The 19,983-nt window shown below is 46.0% G+C and carries 18 protein-coding genes; 13 read left to right on the top strand and 5 right to left on the bottom strand.

The features are described from left to right. Window positions 1–83: 83 nt before the first annotated feature. The 9 genes from FU659_RS20575 (at window position 84) to FU659_RS20540 (ending at window position 8,128) form a co-directional block, all read left to right on the top strand. Entirely contained in the window at window positions 84–509 is a 426-nt protein-coding gene (locus FU659_RS20575) for an OsmC family protein (RefSeq protein ID WP_315971341.1), read from the top strand. A 285-nt stretch (window positions 510–794) separates the two neighbouring features. Further along, entirely contained in the window at window positions 795–1,730 is a 936-nt protein-coding gene (locus FU659_RS20570; RefSeq protein ID WP_147949282.1) for an amidohydrolase family protein, read from the top strand. Continuing rightward, a complete protein-coding gene (locus FU659_RS37420) occupies window positions 1,727–1,951 on the top strand; it encodes a hypothetical protein (protein ID WP_261807949.1) in 225 nt (74 codons plus the stop codon). The genes FU659_RS20570 and FU659_RS37420 overlap by 4 nt, the downstream gene beginning before the upstream one ends. Then, a complete protein-coding gene (locus tag FU659_RS20565) occupies window positions 1,939–3,090 on the top strand; it encodes a sugar ABC transporter substrate-binding protein (protein ID WP_261807948.1) in 1,152 nt (383 codons plus the stop codon). Before FU659_RS37420 ends, FU659_RS20565 begins: the two co-directional genes overlap by 13 nt. Next, window positions 3,087–3,974, top strand: a complete 888-nt coding sequence (locus tag FU659_RS20560; protein ID WP_147949281.1) for a carbohydrate ABC transporter permease — start codon at window positions 3,087–3,089, stop codon at window positions 3,972–3,974. The genes FU659_RS20565 and FU659_RS20560 overlap by 4 nt, the downstream gene beginning before the upstream one ends. 16 nt (window positions 3,975–3,990) lie before the next feature. Further along, the gene (locus tag FU659_RS37415) at window positions 3,991–4,257 is read left to right on the top strand and encodes an ABC transporter permease family protein (protein WP_147949280.1); all 267 of its coding nucleotides are present in this window, start codon (window positions 3,991–3,993) and stop codon (window positions 4,255–4,257) included. After that, on the top strand, window positions 4,191–4,814 hold the full coding sequence (locus tag FU659_RS37410; RefSeq protein WP_397356160.1) for a carbohydrate ABC transporter permease: 624 nt from the start codon (window positions 4,191–4,193) through the stop codon (window positions 4,812–4,814). The genes FU659_RS37415 and FU659_RS37410 overlap by 67 nt, the downstream gene beginning before the upstream one ends. Window positions 4,815–5,103: 289 nt before the next feature. Continuing rightward, window positions 5,104–5,985, top strand: coding sequence for an aldo/keto reductase (locus FU659_RS20545; RefSeq protein ID WP_261807947.1), 882 nt, complete (start codon window positions 5,104–5,106; stop codon window positions 5,983–5,985). 145 nt (window positions 5,986–6,130) lie between these two features. Next, a complete protein-coding gene (locus FU659_RS20540) occupies window positions 6,131–8,128 on the top strand; it encodes a transglycosylase domain-containing protein (RefSeq protein WP_147949279.1) in 1,998 nt (665 codons plus the stop codon). A gap of 44 nt (window positions 8,129–8,172) precedes the next feature. Here FU659_RS20540 and FU659_RS20535 read toward each other — a convergent pair whose 3' ends face one another. The 5 genes from FU659_RS20535 to FU659_RS20515 form a co-directional block, all read right to left on the bottom strand. Then, a complete protein-coding gene (locus tag FU659_RS20535; RefSeq protein WP_147949278.1) occupies window positions 8,173–9,075 on the bottom strand; it encodes a hypothetical protein in 903 nt (300 codons plus the stop codon). Window positions 9,076–9,206: 131 nt separating this feature from the next. Next, complete coding sequence (hprK, locus tag FU659_RS20530; protein ID WP_147949277.1) at window positions 9,207–10,121, bottom strand: HPr(Ser) kinase/phosphatase; 915 nt, start codon at window positions 10,119–10,121, stop codon at window positions 9,207–9,209. Window positions 10,122–10,622: 501 nt separating this feature from the next. Continuing rightward, window positions 10,623–11,975 (bottom strand): DUF4129 domain-containing protein, encoded by a 1,353-nt coding sequence (locus FU659_RS20525; RefSeq protein ID WP_147949276.1) that lies wholly within the window; start codon window positions 11,973–11,975, stop codon window positions 10,623–10,625. After that, window positions 11,947–13,089, bottom strand: coding sequence for a DUF58 domain-containing protein (locus FU659_RS20520; RefSeq protein WP_147949275.1), 1,143 nt, complete (start codon window positions 13,087–13,089; stop codon window positions 11,947–11,949). Before FU659_RS20520 ends, FU659_RS20525 begins: the two co-directional genes overlap by 29 nt. Before the next feature lie 3 nt (window positions 13,090–13,092). Then, complete coding sequence (locus tag FU659_RS20515) at window positions 13,093–14,049, bottom strand: AAA family ATPase (RefSeq protein ID WP_147949274.1); 957 nt, start codon at window positions 14,047–14,049, stop codon at window positions 13,093–13,095. Between the two features lie 240 nt (window positions 14,050–14,289). On the opposite strand from FU659_RS20515, the gene FU659_RS20510 reads away from it, so the two are divergent. The 4 genes from FU659_RS20510 to FU659_RS20495 all read left to right on the top strand — a co-directional run bounded on the left by FU659_RS20510 (window position 14,290) and on the right by FU659_RS20495 (window position 19,933). Next, on the top strand, window positions 14,290–15,951 hold the full coding sequence (locus FU659_RS20510) for a response regulator transcription factor (RefSeq protein ID WP_147949273.1): 1,662 nt from the start codon (window positions 14,290–14,292) through the stop codon (window positions 15,949–15,951). A 66-nt stretch (window positions 15,952–16,017) separates the two neighbouring features. Next, entirely contained in the window at window positions 16,018–17,754 is a 1,737-nt protein-coding gene (locus FU659_RS20505; protein ID WP_147949289.1) for a sensor histidine kinase, read from the top strand. Between the two features lie 12 nt (window positions 17,755–17,766). Next, complete coding sequence (locus FU659_RS20500; protein ID WP_147949272.1) at window positions 17,767–18,750, top strand: substrate-binding domain-containing protein; 984 nt, start codon at window positions 17,767–17,769, stop codon at window positions 18,748–18,750. A gap of 106 nt (window positions 18,751–18,856) precedes the next feature. Beyond that, the gene (locus FU659_RS20495; RefSeq protein WP_147949271.1) at window positions 18,857–19,933 is read left to right on the top strand and encodes a galactose ABC transporter substrate-binding protein; all 1,077 of its coding nucleotides are present in this window, start codon (window positions 18,857–18,859) and stop codon (window positions 19,931–19,933) included. Window positions 19,934–19,983: the final 50 nt, after the last annotated feature.

Below are 19,983 nucleotides of genomic sequence, written 5' to 3'. Positions count from 1 at the left end.
AAAAAGAAGCGGCACTAAAGAGACAGGCGAAAGCGAAACAAACGCCTAATTTACCATCGGATCGTTACTATGCAAAAGCTAAAGTGCTCGGACGAAGCGGTGTTAGGGAAATTCGGATTCGCAATTTTCAAGTCATCAGTGACAGCCCGACAGATTTCGCCGGATATGACCTAGGTCCCAGCTCTCCAGAGCTTCAGCTAGGTGTTCTTGGAAGCTGCTTGACCCATATAACACTCATACAAGCGGCTTTGCGTGGTATTTCGCTTGAGTCCATTGAGGTTGAAGTATCTGGAGAATTACATCCGCTTGCGGGGAAAGAGGGTTACGAACATATACCTGTGTATCCTCATCATCTTGCGTACCAACTTCATATTGTATCCGACGAATCGGAAGAAACGATTGCGACGCTGTACCAAGAAATCGAACGTGTATGTCCAATCTTTAATCTATTAAAATATCCGCAAGAGATTAAGGGTGAACTCATACTCACCAAATCACAGTCGAAGTAGAACATGAACCAGTTGATTACACAAACAAAATCATATTTAAGTTGACCGGTAAACCGGAGACCGCACGTTAGGATGCGCATCTCGGGTTTTTTCTGTTTATCAGGGGATGTCGGTCCTAACAGGTCGGGAGGAGACTCTACAATGAGCAGCCGTGAACACATTTTGAAGGATGAAGGCTCTGTCTTTCCAGGCAAGACTTATGCAGAAGCGGTTTTGATACCGGCTTTTGGTCGCTGACGATAACGTATATCCCTCAGTCAGAATGAAGAAAGGAAGGTGAATTGGATGTTCTCTGGAACCTTTCGCGTATTTGATATTCATGGTCATTTACCTTATCCGATCCATTTTATTAATCGAAATGAATTAACAGATCAGTATGGACGGGAACGGTCGGAGCGTATGCGGTTGACGTGGGATTTTCCGAAACCAGTAAAGGTAGAAGAGGGTACTGTGACTAAACCGCTTATTGAACGATGGATCGATGAATTGGATAGGTATGATATTGCCGGTTTGAATTTTCTGACGGCTCAAGATAACGATGATCTAGCTCAGCAAATCAAGCAGTTTCCCGATCGATTCACCGGCTTCGCGCATCACTCTATAGAGAGAGAGGATGCAGCTGAAGAGCTGCGCAGAGCGGTAGACGAATTAGGACTGCGTGGCTACAAATTGTTCGGTCCTCTCGTCAATACGCCGTTTCACGATCCGAAATTGACACCGGTTTGGGAGTTTGCGGCCAGCCGCAAGCTGCCTATTCTGATCCACTTCGGTGTATTGGGGCACTCGGGCGGTATTGTTGAGCATCAGAACATCAATCCTCTTTCCATTTTTAATGTCGCACATGCTTTTCCAGACATTCCATTCATCATCCCGCATTTTGGAGCAGGATATTTCAAGGAACTGCTGCAATTATGCTGGAGCTGCCCGAATGTGCATGTGGATACATCCGGTTCGAATCAGTGGATTCGCTGGATGCCCTATGATTTAACGCTGGAAACGTTATTCCGCAAGACCTATGAGCTGCTTGGTCCGAAACGTATCGTTTTTGGCACGGATTCCAGCAATTTTCCCCGAGGCTACGCGCATCGCTATCTACAGGATCAAGTCCGTGTATGTCGAGATATTCGACTGCCTGAAAGCGATATTGAGCTTATTTTCGGAAATAATGCCAGAAGATTATTGCAAATACAGATTGAAAACAAAAGGGAGATCAAACAATGACAAATAAAGGTTTACGTGCTAAAGGATTAACGGTATTTATCTTTCTTCTCGTGTTCTTAGTAGCCCTTACAGGATGCTCGAGTTCTTCACAACCGGCACCGTCTTCAACAGCAGCAGCAAAGAACTCGGCCTCGCCTGCTGCTGCATCAACAGCCAAAGCAGATGAACCTGTTACGATTGAGTATTGGCAATATACGTTTCCAGCAAAGTGGATCTGGTGAATGAGTTGATTCCTGAATTCCAGAAGCTGCATCCGAACATTACGGTGAAGCAAACAAACTTCCCTTACGATGACTACAATCAGAAGGTAGCAACACTGGTACCTGCAGGGAAAGGGCCCGATATCATTAATCTTTACTATGGTTGGATTCCTAAATATGTGCAAGCCGGCTATATTCAGCCATTGCCAGAGAAGGGCTTCTCAGAAGCGGATCTGAAGCAAGACTTCTTTCCAGTCGTGGAAGCGGGCAAATTGAATGGCAAGTATTGGGCTGTGCCTACGGCTGTTCGTACGCTCGCGCTTTATTACAATAAGGATTTGTTCAAGAAAGCGGGTCTGGACCCGAATAAAGCCCCAGCCACTTGGGACGAATTAATTGAGTATGCCAAGAAACTGACGCAAAGAGATGACAAAGGTCAACTGGTTGTTGAAGGCGTGACTTGGCAGCCAAACTCCCAAATTCACCATTGGTACCGGGATGCGCTTATTTATCAGGCAGGTGGAAAGGATACATCGGATGACCGCAAAAAGTACTTATGGAACGACACACCGGCAGGTCTTGAAGCGTTCAAATTCCTGACAGACATTCCAGCTGTACATAAAGTAGGTCAAAAAGATTTCTACGAAACAGACATTAATGCCTTTAAGAAAGGCTATGCAGCGATAACGATTGATGGTTCGAATGTTCTTGGCGGCATCAAGAAGGACGCTCCAAACCTGAATTTTGGCACAGCGCCTCTTCCTTCCTATAAAGCAAAAGCCACACAATCCTCTTATTGGGCAAATGCCATTACCAAAGGGGTTTCAGGCAAAAAGCTGGAAGCTGCGACCGAGTTCCTTAAATTTTTGACAAGCAAAGAGGTTGAAGAGAAGTGGGTAGAAAAAGTAGGTGAGCTTCCAGCCAAAAAAGATGTAGCGCTGCAAGATAAATATGCCAAAGATCCGGTTTTGGGTGCATTCATCCAACAGTTGCCTGATGCGCATGCCCATTTCTTCGTAGATGAAGTGAAAGAGCGGGATAATTTTGTTGAAGCAACGGATAAAGTTGTTCTGAATAAAGCAGATGCGAAGACCGCCTTTGAAGAACTTGTGAAGAAGAACCAAGCGCTTTATGACGAATACTGGAGCAAACAAAAATGAGGCTAAAGCATATCCATCAGCGCTACCTGTTCATATATGGCTGCTTGTTGGTGCCGCTTCTCTTCTTTCTGCTCATCCGAATATTGCCTATTTTTTATTCTTTTAATGTTAGTTTGCATGAGTGGGATATTTTATCGGAGACAAAGCCTTTTGTAGGGTTAGACAATTTTAAATTCGTGTTTCTGGATAAAGATTTCCGAGATTCACTGCGCAATACGATTATATATGTGGCAGTAGGTGTCCCAGGTCAACTGATTGTTGGCCTGATCGTCGCCTTGCTTCTGCAAAAGGTCATCCGTTTGCGAGGCCTGTTCCGTACGGTTTATTTTATCCCCTATATTACAAGCATTGTTGCCGTGAGTTGGGTATTTCGCTGGATTCTGATGCCTAATGGGGTGGTTAACCATGTGCTGGTGGATCTTGGATTCCCTGCCCAATTATTTCTGGGTTCGCCCAGCCAGGCTATTTACCTGATTATTGGAGCGATGATCTGGCAGGCTATCGGCTTTCAAATGCTCGTTTTCACAACAGGATTAGAAAGTATTCCGAGGCTTTACTACGAAGCAGCAGAAATTGATGGGGCAGGCGTGTGGCAAAAATTCAGGAAGATCACGCTGCCTCTACTGAATTCGACGATTGTGTTTTCCATTGTGATTGCGACGATCAGCTTTCTACAGACGTTCACACAGGTGAAAAATATGAGCGGCTCCGGTGCTGGTGGACCGCTGAATTCAACGAAAACCTTGGTGCTGTATATTTATCAGCTTGGCTTTAAAAGCTATAAAATGGGGGAAGCAGCAGCTGCGACGGTTATTTTGTTCGCGATCATTTTGATTTTGTCCTTAATCCAGCTGAAGGTGCTGAGCAAGAAAGTGGAGTACTAGGAGGTAAAGCAGTCCGATGGTCAAGAAAGAAATAGCCACTAAGAGTATTAGTTATACCCTGTTGGTGATCGGAACCGTCCTTATGCTTTTTCCATTTCTATGGATGTTGTCTACGGCGTTCAAAGATCCTACGGACATCTATTCCCTTTCGCTCATTCCGAAGCACATAACGTTCGCGAATGTGACGGATATATGGCAGAAGACGATGTTTGATAAATGGTTTATCAACAGTATGATGATTGCCTTACTTACGACATTGACGGTTGCTTTTTTGATACGTTAGCAGGTTACATTTTAGCCAAATTCTCATTTCGCGGGAAATCACTTATTTTTATTCTCATCTTAAGCACGCTTATGGTGCCAACGGAAATGTTAATTATCCCTTGGTATCTATTAGGAAACAGCGTCGGGTGGGTCGATAATTATATAGGTGTGCTGTTTCCTACCTTTATTACAGCGTTTGGCATCTTTTTGATGAAACAATTCATGGAAATTGTGCCGCAGGATTTACTGGATGCCGCAAGGATAGACGGTATGGGGGAGTTTGGAATATGGTTCACTATTGTCCTGCCGCAGGTGAGAGCTGCGATAGTGACATTATGTCTCTTAACCTTCTTAAATAGTTGGAATGCCTATATATGGCCATTAATTGTGACGATGACGCCTGAGAACTACACGATTCCGGTTGGACTTGCGTTTTTCTCGAGTGAGACGAGTACGAATAGCAATTGGGTACAGGTTATGACAGGTGCTTGGATTTCAGTGCTGCCGCTGATTCTGCTGTTTCTGATATTCCAAAAGCATATTATTAAAGGGATCGCTTTAAGCGGGATGAAATAAGAGCTTTGAGGAAAAGGCGGACATGCGGCTCTCCCTCATGAAGCCGTTGATCCGATTGCCATTGGCTCGCAAGTTGTTAACAGCTTACAGCAGATTGTTGCATACGGCATTACGGTTCCTCAGGTCCGCACAATAATACGAACATGAACTGAAGCTGAACTCCATCCATTATTCTGGTGGAGGCAGCTTCTTTTTTTGCAATGGATGCGGCAGCGATAGGAAGGGACTTTTTTCTTGGCGATCTACATGTTAAGGTGGTAGGGAGGTTTACTGATAAAGGAGTGTTTCGATGATGCTGAAACGAACAATTGGCCGTTTAAATTATGAAAGCTCCGTGGTTATGTTTGGAGCTGCAAGCTTAGGGAATGTCACACAGGAAGAAGCGGATGCATCGATTTCCTTTGCTTTGCAGCATGGTGTTAACCATTTTGATACCGCTGCCAGTTATGGTGATGCCGAACTGCGCATGGGCCCGACAATTAGCCAAATTCGCAACGATATTTTCCTCGCAACGAAGACAGGCCAGCGCACCAAGAAGGAAGCCAAGGAAGAAATATATCGCTCCTTAGAACGTATGCGGGTTGATTCTGTGGACCTGCTGCAATTGCATGCCGTAGGTTCTATGGACGAATTAGATCGCTGTACGGAAAAAGGCGGCGCTCTGGAAGCGGTAATCGAAGCTCAAGATGAGGGTATTGTTAAAGCAATTGGCATCACGGGACATGGCCATCAAGCGCCCATTGTACATAAAGAAGCCTTGCGGAGGTTTCCATTTGCAACGGTGTTATTGCCGCTTAACTATTACATGTACAGTTTGCCGGATTACCGGGAAGCGTTCGATGCCTTGATGGAAGAGGCCAGCGAGAAGCAGGCGGCAGTAAGGGTTATTAAGGCGATTGCCAAAGCTCCTTGGGTTGAAGGGGAACAACGCCCCTATGCGACATGGTACGAGCCCTTTGATCAGCAAGAGATCATTGATGCCTGCGTTCACTTTGTTCTATCTTTCCCTGGTGTAACGGGTTTTGCCAGTGCAGGAGACATCCATCTGTTTCCCAAAATGGTTGCTGCCGTTGAACGATATGGCTCCATGAGTGATGAAGAAGCGGAGCGTATATTGCGTAAGATATCCGGATATACGACGATATTTGGGGCACCGACTTCCATTGCTTAAAATGAAATGAGATCCAATAAACTACCCGAGCGACTACTTAGTCGTTCGGTTTTTTGCGTTGAAGGACATCGAAACGCCCCTCTATGCGTCGCTAACGGCATGAAACCTGCGAATACCTATAAGCGAAAGTGAGGAGGACAGAAAGATGATCGGATTATTTTTGAAGTGGAAACGGTTTTGGCAGCTTTGTTGCGCTATTGCAGCTGTAGGATTTCTGGTTTTATTACTGACCGGTTATTTATATGTAAGTAGGCTTGATGTCTCGAAGTTGAGTCAGCCGTTGCCAGAGTCTACGCTAGTGCTCGACAAGTACGGTAAAGCGGCGTCGCAGTTATCTGCGTCCAAGGTGGACCCCGTGCCCTTGTCGCAAATGCCGAAGACGTTGACTGATGCGGTAGTGGCTGTGGAGGATAGAAGGTTTTATGATCATAAAGGGATCGACATGAAATCGATCTTCCGGGCCGTTGCTCGCGATGTACTGCGAGGCAGTTACTCAGAAGGGGCCAGCACGATAACTCAGCAGTTAGCCAGGAATGTATTTCTCAACGCAGACAAAACATTGGGTCGCAAACTTAGAGAAGCTGCATACGCGATTAAAATAGATACAACCTATGGAAAAGATGCGATTCTGGACATGTACCTGAACAGTATTTATTTCGGCGAGGGCAGTTGGGGCGTGCAGAGTGCTTCCAAAACATATTTTAATAAAAATGTGCAGGATTTAAGCTTGTCTGAATCAGCGGTTCTAGCTGCTCTGCCTAAGGCTCCAAGTCGGTATTCACCCTTTCAGGATGAAGATCAGGCTCTTGAACGAAGAAATACAGTCCTTTCAGTCATGCTTAATGAGGGTAAAATAACACAGCAGGACTATGAGAAAGCAAAGGCTTCTGCTCTGGGAGTCGTTAAATCGGACAAGGGAAATGATCTTAAAGGACGCTACCCCGCTTATGTAGATGCGGTCATCAATGAAGCTGTTCATGTATATGGTTTTACCGAAGAGCAACTGTTAACGGGTGGTTTGCGTATCACAACGGAGTTGGACCCTGCTGTGCAGAATGCTGCTCGGGATGTATACAAGGATGATCGCTTTTTCCCTGAGAGCAAATCGGATCAGCTCGTGCAGAGCGGCGCCGTTATCTTAGATCAGCAAACAGGTGGAATCCGTGCGCTGATTGGGGGGAGGGGAGAGGGCGTGTTCCGTGGTTTCAGTCATGCCACACAGCTGCGAAGGCAGCCGGGCTCTACATTTAAACCCATTGCTGTTTATGGTCCTGCCCTTGAAATGGGCTACAAGCCAGCCTCAGTTCTTTATGATGGCCCCTTAAACATCGATGGCTATCAGCCGGAGGATTGGGACCATCAATCGCGAGGACAAGTGTCCATGCAGGAGGCGGTTGTTTCTTCTTGGAATGTACCTGCTGTTTGGCTCCTTCATGAGCTTGGGATTGACCGCGGCCTCTCTTTTCTTAAATCGTTAGGCATTCCGCTGCCTGCACAGGACCGTCAACTCGGCATTGCGCTTGGTGGGCTGTCGGAAGGGGTATCGCCGCTCCAAATGGCACAAGCATTCAGTGCCTTTGCCGCCAAAGGGATTCTACATGAAGCACACACCATCACTAAGATTGAAACGAACAGTGGACATATTCTTGTGCAAGCCAGTAAGAAGGGGACGCCTGTTATGCAGCCGGATACCGCCTATGCCATGACATCGATGCTGCAAGTCGCGGTGGCCCAGGGAACAGGCAAGAATGCCGCTATGAACCGTCCTGTTGCAGGAAAGTCAGGTACAACGCAACTGCCGCCAACGAAAGAATTTGAAGGCATAGGCACGAGCAGTGCCAAGGACGCCTGGTTCGTTGGTTACACCCCTGAACTGACGGCAGCTGTTTGGGTAGGGTATGACCATACGGACAAAGAGCACTATTTGACCACCTCGGGTGGGGCGGTTCCGGCTGTTTTGTTTCGCGAAATCATGACACGCGCTTTATCGCAAACGCCTGTAGCTTTGTTTGATATGCCCGTCGTCACGAGTGTGCAGGCTCCTTCCGTACCCGCGGCTTCAGATGACTCGGGTTCTTCTCGCCCGTCAAAGGACGAGAAGAAAGCCGCTGATCACGGGCATGGCAAGGGGAAGAAAAAATAAAACAAATGCCGTCGGCATCCAACAAGGATATCGACGGCATTTTGTTAATCATCATGTTTTTTACTATGAGACTTGTCGTTCTTTTTTTTGGCTTCTTGTTTCTGTGATTTCTTATCTCTGTTGTTATCTTCATCCTCATTTGAATCTTCTTGTTTTTGTTGTTTGGCTGTTTGTTCCCAATGTGTCTTCATTTGAACATTCAACTTACTGGCATCGATGTCATAGTGTTCGGCGATTTTCCGTCTCAGCTGTTGCTCGGCGTTGGCAGATTGGAGATCAACGGATCCGAGAAAGTTCTTGATCCAAAGGGCAGCCTGATCTCCTTTTAGATGGATCGTACCGGCATCTTCCGGCTTGATACGGAGATCGTACACGATGCCATCCGCTCCAAGCGTTTGCCCAAGATGAAGGTTGAAATGATTACCCTCAATGGTAAGGTCAATATCCTTCAAATCCGGATATACCGCTGTGGAGTGCGGGGACTCCTGAATAGATGGACTAGTCGAAGCCATTGGAGTTTTAGTTGGCTCAGGCGTCGTTGGTGTGGCTGGTGTGGGTGGTATCGTAGCAGTGGAAACCGCCGTCGCCCCCGGAACAGCTGCATTCGCTGCTGCTCCAGCATCCGCTGATGAAGCTTTCACATAAGCGGCTTGCTGCTTGCTATTCACGATTAACTCGATGCGATCTCCCAATTTCAAGTCAGATAAACTGGCTTTTTGATCATTGCGGTATACCCATACCGATTTGGCCAAAGGCACCGTCTGATCACCGCCGGAATCTGTGGTTACGGTCACCTGAGTGCCGTCTGCATGCATGGATTTGAATACACCCATGATTGAGGTCGAAGTCGAAGTGCCGGATGAAGTTGCCGCAAAGGCTGTCCACCCACAAAGCATTAAAGCGATAAGGGTGATAGAAAGAATGGTTATTGTTAATCTCTTGCGCATGTTCATACACCTCCACTAACAGCTTTCGGGAGGAAATATCGCTTTAAGACGGTGACCTTTGCTTTTACGTTAATGCATGAAAAGCCACCCTGACATCGAAATGATGAAGGTGGCTTGCTGATGGTTGCCGATTAGTCTGTGCTACTTTGCAATCTCTGCATGAATTCCTCCGCAGCACTGTAGCCCTGTTGGCGCAAATACCAACTATTAGCTGCCGCTTCAATGAGTCCGGCGACATCTCTTCCGGGTTGGAGCTGGATTTCAATATGGGGAATTTTAATATCCATATACTCCGTAAAGGCAGGTTCAAGCTCGAGATCATTGTTGAGCGCGTCTTCCTGCCATTTGGTTAATTCGATATCAAGGACGATGCGCGTCTCATCCTGAAAGGCTTTACGGCCGTAGAGCCGCGACACATTGATCAGTCCAATGCTCCGCAAGGCCAAAAACTCTTTGGTCTTCCCATTGTGGGTGCCAAGCAGCGTCTCCGGGCTAATCTTTTTCAATACGACAATATCGTCGGCAACGAGACGGTGGCCCCTACGAATTAGCGTATGTGCGGTTTCGCTTTTACCGACCCCCGACTTCCCGCGAAGCAGGATGCCGATCCCTGAGACATTGACACATACGCCATGAACGGCAATTTCTTGTGCGAGCGACTTACTTAAGTACAGGTCAACCAAATCCTGGAATTTACTTGTTGGAGCGGTCGTGCGCAGCAGAGGGATCTTCTCTTCCTCGCAATATTTGGTTAAATATTTCAACCCTTCCTGATTCCTCGTCACGACGAAGCAAGGCGGGTGATATTTGACAATATTTCCGATATGGAGATTTCTTTCGTTCTCGCTGAGCTTGTGCAGGTAAGTGATCTCTTTTCTGCCTAACAACTGGACATGCTCTTGTGGAAAATATTCAAAATACCCGACAAATTCCAGACCGGGGCGATGTGCCTTTGTTTTGGTAATTTTGCGGTGCAGTTCAGAATGTCCGGCAAGGACTTCGAGCGAGAAGCGCTCAACTAAATCTTTCACTGTGACTGGCTTCACCAACATGTCCTCCTTTTGAATGCTGCTAATAAGCTGATCTTGTTAGCATGGTTATTTATCATTATTCCTTATTAAATTCGATGGTTAGCGTCCAAAATCCTGCTGTGAAAGCGTTTGAATTCCTATGGTTCATCTAGATATGTGTAAAATATGTGAAAAAAGACGCTCTATGCGAGAAGCCCACAGAGCGTGTAGAGGGATTGATTTTTTTGTGTTTATGTAAAAGCAGCTATCGGGAGACGCCGCATTTTTTGGCAAGTGTTGGCCATATGGAAAGAAACATATTTTCCCACCTGTCCTCAGGTAAAACGGTAATCCATTTTGCGATTTGATCTAACCCCATATCGCATAATGTGTGGATAACTTCTTCTTTGTCACAACCCGTTTTTATTGCTAACATCACAAATCACCTCAGTCGAATGTATTCAAACAATTATGTATATGCGGCTATTTGAAAAAAAGTGACTGATTTTCATAAGTGTTTGAACGATTCGACAGCTTTTACTTGATCGATAGCTTGTTCGTCGTTTGTAGAACCTCATTCAGCTGTGAATCGGTTACTTCTACATCGCCGTAACGGACTTGATTATAGGCTTGGGTAATGGCATGAACGGTTTGCTGTGAGAGTTGTTTATTTGCTTTGAGATCCTGTTCCGTTTCGTTGGGTGTCAAAGAGCGCTTATATGTGTAGCCCTCACTTGTGGCTTGCTGAATCAACCTCTTGTATAAAAAACGGATCCGTTCGCGATTGCTTTCCAATTGCGTCCATCGTAGCTCGGATTTCTTTTCCTTCGACCACGTCTTCTTCGCTTGCTGCCACCATAATCGAGGGAGGTTCTTCCACTCCAGCAAGCTTTCTTTCTCATCGGAGAAACCTTCTGATGCATCATCCAGCTTGCTGCTGAGCGAACGATTCATTAAGCGTCGAATGAGCGAGGCCAATAAAGGAATAATCTTAGAAAAAATAAGATAAATGACAAGAACAATTAAAGCCAAGCCAATGGCATATACAGCAATCACTTCAACGATGTGCAGGAACTTGGCGAACCAGCCCGGCTCACTACTTGGAGCGTCCAGCTGAAGCGGTGGAACAGCTGATGGGCTAGGTTTAGGCTGCTCGGCTTGTGGCTCTGAGTGCATAAGACTAACCAGCCATCCTAATACGGAACGAATGACCCAAATGACCCCATGCTGCAATTGCTGAAAGAAGGCGACTAGTGTAATCAAAGCAATGAATCCAATTAACCAAATGCGATTTAAACGTTGAACCGATTGAGACAGGGAAGAGGCAGCTTTTTCTCTATGCGCTAATGTGGCACTTAGCAGTTGGAAGCGGTTCATGACAAAGAAAAAGAGAATGAGTGTAATGAATCCTAATCCGTGCAGCCAGCTCATGTAGGGTTGGAAGGCAACGAACCGTCCCATAATGGGCACACCGGTCAAATAGATAAAGAAGGCGAATAGGAAGGCTGACATGGGAAAAAGCGAGAGCCAAGAGCCCTTGGTCCATTGAATGCCTCGACGAACGAGCAGGAAGCCGATGACGGTAAGGGCCCAGCCATGCCAATTGTTACCTTGCAGCAGATAGGCAATGGCATAGCTTGCCGCTAAACCAAACAACCATTCGTAGAAAGTACGGGTCAATCGATTCGTATAGCCGCCTGCGGCGCCAATTGCATAACAAAGCAGGAATTGTAAAGATGTCAGCCAGAGATGTGTTCCCGACAAAAAGGCCTGAATCAGAACGATCAGAGGAAAGAAGGTAATAAGCTCGATGCTCGCCCAGAGGAGAATCCAGCCTGTTCCCCTGAGATAACGGATCAGATTAGGTGGTTGTGTCATGGGTACGGACATGGGAAGTGCCAACCTCCTCTGTGTTGAAGGTAAGAAGATGATGGTCAAGAGGGACGATATAGACAGAGTGCCCCATCGCTTCAAGTTGTGAGATGCGGCTTTGCAAGGCAGATGAGACGAAGGCAGTCAGGAGAACAATGTCCACAGCGGAGCCATCCTGCTCTTCCCAGTTAGCAAGGAAATCATTGCAGGAGCGGCAACAAGATACTGCAAGCTTAGCCATCGTTTCGAATAGGCGGTCCAAGTGCGGCCAGCCTCCTTCGGGGGCAAGGTATACCGGAATGCCCGGTTGATCTTGCCGCCATCCATTGAACCCAAAACCTACAGGAACGCCTTGGCTGATCGCATAATCTGCAAGTGTTGCTGCATAAGAGAGTCCCTTTTCAACAAGCTCAGGATCGCTCACAGCATCCCACATCGTCTCGGTGATCTGTGTATTTACGACAATGAGCAGCCGTGGATCAGCTGTGAATTCCCTGCTAAACACTTGGAGACGCTGACTGCGAGCCGTAGCTTTCCAGTGAATGCTGCTCATCGTATCCCCGTAACGATATTCGCGCACACCCGAAGTCATGAAGGGATCAGGCATGATCCATCGCTTCACGACAATATCCCCTTGCCATCGGCTGGATGGAAGCGGAATGTCTTCATAATTGACCAACGGCGGGTAGACAAGGAGCTCCGATTGGAACCGATGGGTTGCGGAAACAGCCGGAATGCCCACAATGTCACCAATGGCAGCGGCAGCTGTTTCGAGCTTGTACCAGCCTCGCTTTGCACACTGGATATGATGCCGGCGAACAATTCGAGTGTAGGGCATCAGACTGAACAGGCTGCGGTGATTTTGGGAAATCGCGCCGCTGCTCACTTCCAAATTCGTTTGCTTCGCAAAATGAAGTCCGGCATGAAACGTTGATTCCAACCGCAGCCATGGTATGGGCAGCAGTTTGTTGTTCACGATGGTTTCAATCATTTCGATGTTTTCCCCTGCGTGGCAGTGGGTTTTATTGAAGGTTCGCTCCATCCGCAGTCCACGAAATCCTAAACGTGTAAAGACCTGATGCTGCAAAACATAGAGAACAGCAGCGATAATAAGAATCCAGCTTATTCCCATTGGCTACCCCATCTTCACTTCCGTAGGGACGGGGGTAGCAGCAAGGATATTTGCCAGCATCGTATGAATTTGCTGGTCCTGCTGGCGCGAACGTGTGCGCAGCATAATCCGATGCGCCCATACGGGCTTGACCAACGCTTTGATGTCATCCGGCAGTACATAGTCGCGTCCGCGCAGCGCTGCATAGACCTGTGCTGACTTCATCAAGGCGCGAACGCCGCGCGGGCTGACACCGAGCGCTGCATCCGGATGCGTGCGGGTCGCTTCAGCCAGCTGCACGATGTAGGACAGCAGTTCGTCGCTGACGCGCACCTGTGTGAACAAGCGCTGCGCTTCCAGCAGCTCAGCGCGATTCACAACCGGCTGCAGCAGATCCAACGGATCTTGCAGCCGGTAGCGTTTTAAGATCTCAAGCTGCTCCGCTGCCGAGGGATAGCCCATGGAAATCTTCATCAGGAAGCGGTCGAGCTGAGCTTCCGGCAGGGGAAACGTACCCTGATTTTCTACAGGGTTCTGCGTAGCAATCACGAGAAACGGCGCTTCAAGCATGCGCGTTTCACCGTCGATGCTCACTTGGCGCTCCTCCATGCTTTCCAGCAAGCTGGACTGCGTGCGCGGCGTCGCGCGGTTGATCTCATCAGCAAGGACAATGTGAGCGAATAAAGGGCCTGGGCGAAATTCGAATTCGCCAAGCTTTTGATTGAAGAAATTGATGCCGCTTACATCGGATGGTAATAAGTCTGGCGTGAACTGGATACGCTTCATGGTGCCATCCAAGGAACGAGCCAGAGCTTTCGCAAGCTGCGTTTTTCCTGTGCCGGGCACATCTTCAAGCAGAATGTGTCCCGAAGCGATAAGGGCAATGACCATCAGCTCGACGATATCTTCCTTGCCGATGATGACTTGGCCAACATTTTGTTTGATTGTTGAGGCTATATGACCGATTGATGCGAAATCCATGTGGGTATTCCTCCTAGGCGTAATGGGGGCATGCTGCCAAACCGAAATGGTCTTCTCCAACTAAGAAACGTGCTCATCTAATTTTAACAGAGATAAGGTGTTTTTTACCATGTATCCTGTAATTCTCCTCTGAGGCGCAACGAACTTGTTGTGTATTCCTGAAGCAGTTAGTACAATGATGTTGAAAAAGTTAACATGGACCGGGTATGACGATGACTGAAAATTCTAAGGGGGATAAGCATGTACAAATTGTTACTGGTAGACGACGAATCTGATGTGCGGGAAGGTGTCGTACGTGAAGTGAATTGGGAAGCTATTGGCTTTGAGGTCATAGAAACAGCAGAGAATGGCAGAGAAGCGCTGGAGATGGTGGAGAAATTACTGCCTGATGTGGTAGTGACGGATATTCAGATGCCCTTTATGAATGGATTGCAGCTTGCTGAAGCGATTAGAGAGCGCTTTCCAACGATCAAAATTATCATACTCACAGGGCACGATGAGTTCGAATATGCCCAGAAAGCGATTAAGCTGCATATCGATGAATATGTGCTGAAGCCTTTTTCGGCGCAGGAAATTGTTAACGCCCTATGTAAGGTTAAGGAGCAGATTCAAGAGGAAGTAGCCCATCGGGAAAATGTAGAACTCTTAAAAGAGCATTACCGCAAAAGTATGCCAGTATTGAAGGAGAATTTCCTGGCGACCTTGATGAGCAGGAAGCTGCCCCGTGATGAAGTTCGTGAAAAGGCCGGCAACTACGGGATTGAGCTTAGCGGCAACAGCTTCGTCGTTGCTGTTGTTAGCATAGATGGGGTCATGATCCATGAAGATGACTTGGAGAATCGCACGGAGTTGTTGAAATCCGTATCCCTGAAATACTCGGAAGATCAGGCGCTTAAGTATTTTGCTTTACTCAATATTACAGAAGAAATTGCGAATAAACGCAATCTCGGTCTTGTTTTTATGCATAACGATCAGGTGGTTGTGTTGGTTTGCAAAGAGAGCGGAAGCAAGGACGAAGCTCTTCAAGAAACGATGAAAACACTGGAAGAAGTTCGCCAAAGTGTTGAGAAATATCTCAAATTCTCGGTTACCATAGGCATTGGATCGGTGATGAAGGATGTGACGAAGGTTAGTTATTCGCACGAAGATGCGGTGCTGGCGCTGGACTATCGGCTTATTCTCGGCAATAATCGGATCATTTGCATTGATGACGTGGAGAGACGGAATGTCGAAAAGGTTCGCTTTGATGATGTGAAGGAACATGAGCTGACCAGATGCATTAAAGTGGGGACGAATCAAGAAATCAAAGAGACCATCGATGAGCTTTTTCAAGGAATCGAGGGGGGCGTCTCCGTCAAGGACTACCAGATTTATTTGCTTGAAATACTAACCTGCATTCTGAAAGCAGCCAAAGATTCGAACCTCAACGTCGATGAGGTGTTCGGCGACAATTTCATTCCTTTTACAGAAATTAATAAGTTCACGTCCTTGGAAGCTGCGAAGCATTGGCTCGTAGAGTTGTGTGCCAGCATGATGAATCATATCGCCACAGATCGTCAGTACACTTACAAGAATCTGGTGGAGATGGCCAAGGAATATACGAAGAGTCACTATCATGAGGGAGACATCACGATTAATAAGGTATGCGGTCATCTGCATATTAGCGCTGGTTATTTCAGCAGTATTTTTAAGAAAGAGGCCAAGATGACCTTTGTGAACTATTTAAATCATATTCGCATGGAGGAAGCCAAGGAACTGCTGCGATCAACCGATATGAAAGCGCTTGAAATAGCCGAAAAGGTTGGTTACGCGGATGCCAATTATTTCAGTTTTTCTTTCCGTAAAAATGTTGGCGTTTCCCCGAAAGAGTACAGAAACAGTTCCAAAGGGGCGCAGGGTTGAAGTAAGGGGGAATAGGGGTTGAGCCTAAAATTAAGATCGCTGACTAAGGCATTGTGTACCGCAATGATGGACACGATGAGGGTCAAGAGCATCCAGTTTACGATTACATTATCTTTTGTTTTTATTACCGTCACGGTTATGCTGATCGTATCGTTGGTGCTGTACAATAAATTTTCCAGAACAGCGGAAGAGAACGCCTTCTTGAACACGCAGCAAATTATCGAGCAGGTGCAGTTTAATTTAGAAAATTATATCAAGGGCATGTCCGATACCTTCGAGGTCGTTGATGCCAAAATTGCCAAGAGCCAGGGGGTTCCTAGCGATAAGCTGCTCGAACAATTGGATACTATTGCGAGTACGCGCCAGGATATTGTATCGATTGATCTCTTCACGGCTGAAGGTCAGCTAGTTACAGGCATTCATACCGCACAGATGCGCAACAACACACGACTAACAGAGCAATCATGGTTTAAGTCTGCCTTGGAGAATCCTGATCATCTTACATTTTCGCTGCCGCACATTCAGAATTTATTCAAAGATCCCTACAAATGGGTCGTATCGATGAGTAAAGGCGTTTTAATTCAACGTAATGGGAAATGGGTCGATGCGGTTCTGCTTGTCGATGTGAATTTTAAGACACTAGACGATGTTTTCCGTACGGTCTCGCTTGGTAAGAAGGGCTATGTTTACATCATTGATGATTCCGCCGGAAACATTGTGTACCATCCGCAGCAGCAGCTTATTTATATTGGTCTGAAATATGAGAATGTGGAGCAAGCTTTGAAATTCTCATATGGCAAGTACATGGATGTTCGAGACGGCGAATCGCGACTGAATGTAGTTAGAACGGTAAATAACATCGGTTGGAAAATTATTGGCGTTTCCTATCTCGATGAAATGATTACTACACGCAAAGAAGTTAGTACATTTATGATTTGGCTGCTTGTTATTGTGCTTATTTTCATTTTATTGATTTCTGCCTTTATGTCGGCTCGTATCTCCCAACCGATTAAACGATTGAAAAAGTCGATGGAAATGGTGGAGAAAGGGGATTTTGATACGTACATCCACGTACGTGGAGCTGATGAAGTAGAACAGTTATCGCGTAGATTCAATCTAATGGTTTCCCGTGTTCGTGAATTAATGGATCAGAGCATTCATGAGCAGGAAGTGAAGCGAAAAAATGAGCTGGAGGTTCTCCAATCGCAGATTAACCCTCATTTTTTATATAATACTCTCAATTCCGTTGTTCGCATGGTTGGCAGTGGGAAAAATGAAGAAGTTGTAAAAACGATTACCGCTCTATCGAGGTTTTTCCGCATTTCTCTGAGTAAAGGCAAAAGTATTATTACGATACAAGAAGAAATCGAGCATATTCGGAATTATTTAATCATCCAAAAGATGCGTTATAAAGACAAATTTGATTATGAGATTCAGGTTGAAGAAGAGGCGCTTCCTTACAAGACATTGAAGCTGATCCTGCAGCCTATTGTTGAAAATGCGCTTTATCACGGGATTGAATACATGGTTGATGTTGGTATGATTCATATTTGGGTCGGGATTGTTGATGAAAAGATCTTTCTTCAAATTCGTGACAATGGAGTTGGGATGTCAGAAGAGACGCTTAGTCGTATCTTGGCAGGACAGACGAAAAGCGAGAAGGGCTCCGGTGTCGGACTTCGCAATGTCAATGAACGAATTAAGCTTTATTTTGGTGTCCATTATGGTGTGGCGGTCGAAAGTGAATTAGAAGAAGGAACGATCGTGAAGATCTGGATCCCATTGATGCTGGAAGAGGAATAAAGAGGAGAAGCCATGGAAAAAACAATGAAAATTCGTCCCCTATTAGTTGCGATTTTGATTGTCGGTATCTGTTTTTCTTCCTGTACTAAACAAGAGACGGAGCAGCTGCCGACGCAGCAAAAGAAGCATTTGGAAGTCATCTTGCGAAGCCAGAACGGTGACTACTGGAAAACAGTGAAGATGGGAGCCGAGGTAGCAGCGAAGGAGTTCGATGTGACGCTGGATTTCCGCGCCCCCGGAGATGAAGCTGATGTTAAAGGTCAAATCGCGTTAATGGAGCAGTCGATTCAAATCAAACCTGACGCTATTGTATTGGCGGCTAATGATTATAAGGACTTGGCAGAGGTTGTCATGGAAGCAAGCAATTTTAATATTCCTGTTATTACAATTGATTCCGAAGTCGAATCGAAGCAAACGAAAAGTTTTATTGGAGCAAACAATTATGAGGCAGGACAGTTGGCGGGAAAACAACTCATCAAGCTTGTAGGGTCAAATAGTCAGATCGCAATCGTAAGCTTTAAGCAAGGGGAGCGTAATACGGAGCTTCGAGAACAAGGTCTTTTAGACGAAATCGCTCACTATCCTGAAATGAAGGTATTGGATAAAGTTTATAGTTTAACCAATCGTGAGCTCGCCGAAAAGTTAACGTATGACATTTTGCAGAAAAATTTAAGCTTAGACGGAATCGTTGCTCTCAGCGAAATATCTTCCATTGGCGTTGCTACAGCTATTCAAAATATGAATCTAACGGGCAAGGTCAAGATCATCACGTTTGATAGTACCTCTGAGGAACTAGAGTTGCTGCAAGAGGGTGTCATTCAAGCGACAATCATTCAAAACCCTTTCAGTATCGGCTATTTGGGCATTAAGAATGCGGTTGAAGCAGCTTCTGGCAAGAAAATAGCGAGCCGTGTAGATACAGGAATTAAGGCGATTGATCTGGATAATATGTTCTGGTCGGATAATCAAAAGCTATTATTTCCCTTTATAAAGTGAGGAGAATTTCGATAGAAAATATGAGGATTTTGCATTTGATTTGAGTGGTTGATCCCTTATAGTAAGGAATGTAAAGACAAACATAAATTTTTGGGAGGGTCTTATAATGAAAAAACTTCTTACCATTGCCGTAGCAGGTGCACTCGTTGCAACCGTTGTAGGCTGTTCTAGCTCGAAAACAACACCAACGCCAGCACCAGCCGCAACTACAGGAGCAACTGCAGCAGCAACGCCAAAAGTAGACGCTGGCAAAAAACCAAACATTGGTGTAGCCATTTACAAATTTGATGATACGTTCATGTCCGGTGTCCGCGCTGCCATCTCTGATGCTGCAAAAGACAAAGCAACAGTTGATATCGTAGACAGCCAAAACTCACAACCAACACAAAATGATAAAGTCGATCTTTTCATTACGAAAAAAGTGAACGCATTGGCGATCAACGCAGTTGACCGCACAGCAGCCGGCGTTATTATCGATAAAGCGAAAACAGCGAATATTCCGGTTGTGTTCTTGAACCGTGAACCACTGGCTGACGACATGAAGAAATGGGATAAAGTTTACTATGTAGGCGCAAAGGCAGAGCAATCCGGTACGATGGAAGGTCAATTGTTGGTTGACTACTTCAAAGCTCATCCGGAAGCATACAAAAGCAAAGACGGTGTCATTCACTATGTCATGCTAAAAGGTGAGCCAGGTCACCAAGATGCTGAGCTTCGCACCAAATTCTCCATTCAAGCGATTACGGACGCTGGTTTGAAAGTTGAAAAAGTAGCGGAAGATACGGCTATGTGGGATCGCGTTAAAGGCCAAGAAAAAATGGCTGCATTCCTTGCTGCTAACGAAAGCAAAATCGATGCTGTTATTGCAAACAATGACGATATGGCACTTGGTGCTATTGAAGCTTTGAAAGCAAAAGGCTATTTCAAAGATAACAAATTTATGCCGGTAGTAGGCGTAGATGCTACAGCCCCAGCTCTTCAAGCGCTTAGCGACGGCACATTGCTTGGAACTGTTCTGAATGATGCGAAAAACCAAGGAGCAGCAACAACGAATGTAGCAGCAGCATTAGCTAACGGTCAAACGCCTAGTAAAGAAACAACAGGCTATGATGTAACGGACGGCAAATATGTATGGATTTCTTACAAAAAGATTACAAAAGCTAACATGAACGAAGCGAAGTAATCCGAATTGAAGCAGGCAAGGGAGCGCGATGTTTGCTTACGCCTACCCTT

This window comes from Paenibacillus sp. N3.4 (assembly GCF_008017805.1).
Taxonomy (GTDB): Bacteria; Bacillota; Bacilli; order Paenibacillales; family NBRC-103111; genus Paenibacillus_E.
This window is presented reverse-complemented; position numbering and strand designations above follow the sequence as displayed.